Origin of the sequence: Streptomyces albipurpureus (assembly GCF_023701525.1) — a bacterium.
GTDB classification, from domain to species: domain Bacteria; phylum Actinomycetota; class Actinomycetes; order Streptomycetales; family Streptomycetaceae; genus Streptomyces; species Streptomyces albipurpureus.
In genome coordinates, this window is the sequence record NZ_JAMQAW010000018.1 from 1 (window position 1) to 1,122 (window position 1,122).

Below are 1,122 nucleotides of genomic sequence, written 5' to 3' on the forward strand. Positions count from 1 at the left end.
CCACAACCGCGCCAGGGAGACCATCATCGCCCACAAAGCAGGCTGGACCACATCCACCCGATCCAAACCGGGGGCACCGGGCACCTGGGTGAGGACATCGATCAGATCCCAGCCGGTGAACGGCTCCAACGCCGCGGCACAAGCGGTGACATGCTCCGCGAACACCGGCGAGGAACGCATCAACTCCACGCCCATCCCCAGCCACTGCGACCCCTGCCCAGGAAAGACCAACACCGTCCTACCCGACCCAGCCGCCGCCGTGCCGGTCACCACCCGGGCAGAGGGCTCACCAGCCGCCAACGCCGCCAACCCACCCCGGAAGTCGGCCAACTCCCGGCCAATCACCACCGCCCGATGATCAAACACCGAACGACCCGCCACCAACGCATGACCCACCACACTGGGCGACACATCAGGGAAACGGTCAAGATGATCCAGCAGCCGCCGCGCCTGCTCCCCCAACGCGGCCTGCGACTTCGCCGACACCAACCACGGCACCGTCCCATCCGTCACCACCACAGGCCCCGGCACATCCCCGTCCGTGCCGTTCTCGACCACCGGACCCTGCTCCACAATCACATGCGCATTCGTGCCACTGATACCGAACGAGGAGATCCCCGCACGGCGCGGACGCCCCGTGACCGGCCAGGACCGCCGCTCGGTCAGCAGCTCAACCGCACCCGCCGTCCAGTCCACGTGCGAGGACGGCTCATCCACATGCAGCGTCTTGGGCAGTTGCCCATGCTGGAGAGCCATCACCATCTTGATCACACTCGCGATACCGGCAGCCGTCATAGTGTGGCCGATGTTGGACTTCAGCGAGCCGATCAGGAGCGGGCGGTCCTCCGGACGGTCCTGGCCATAGGTCGCAAGGAGTGCCTGGGCCTCGATCGGGTCGCCCAACGTGGTCCCGGTTCCGTGGGCCTCGACCGCATCGACCTCGTCCGGCGTCAGGCGCGCGTTGGCCAGCGCCTGCCGTATCACCCGCTCCTGCGACGGACCGTTCGGCGCCGTCAACCCATTGGACGCACCATCCTGATTGACCGCACTGCCCCGCACCACCGCCAGCACCCGATGACCGTTGCGTTGCGCATCAGAGAGACGTTCCAACAGAACGACACC

General features: G+C 66.9%; 1 protein-coding gene. It reads right to left on the reverse strand.

Going from position 1 to position 1,122, the window contains the following annotated elements; translation table 11 throughout:
• Positions 1–1,122 (reverse strand): acyltransferase domain-containing protein (locus NBG84_RS17350; RefSeq protein WP_250920382.1); only part of this gene is annotated, 1,122 nt, incomplete at both ends.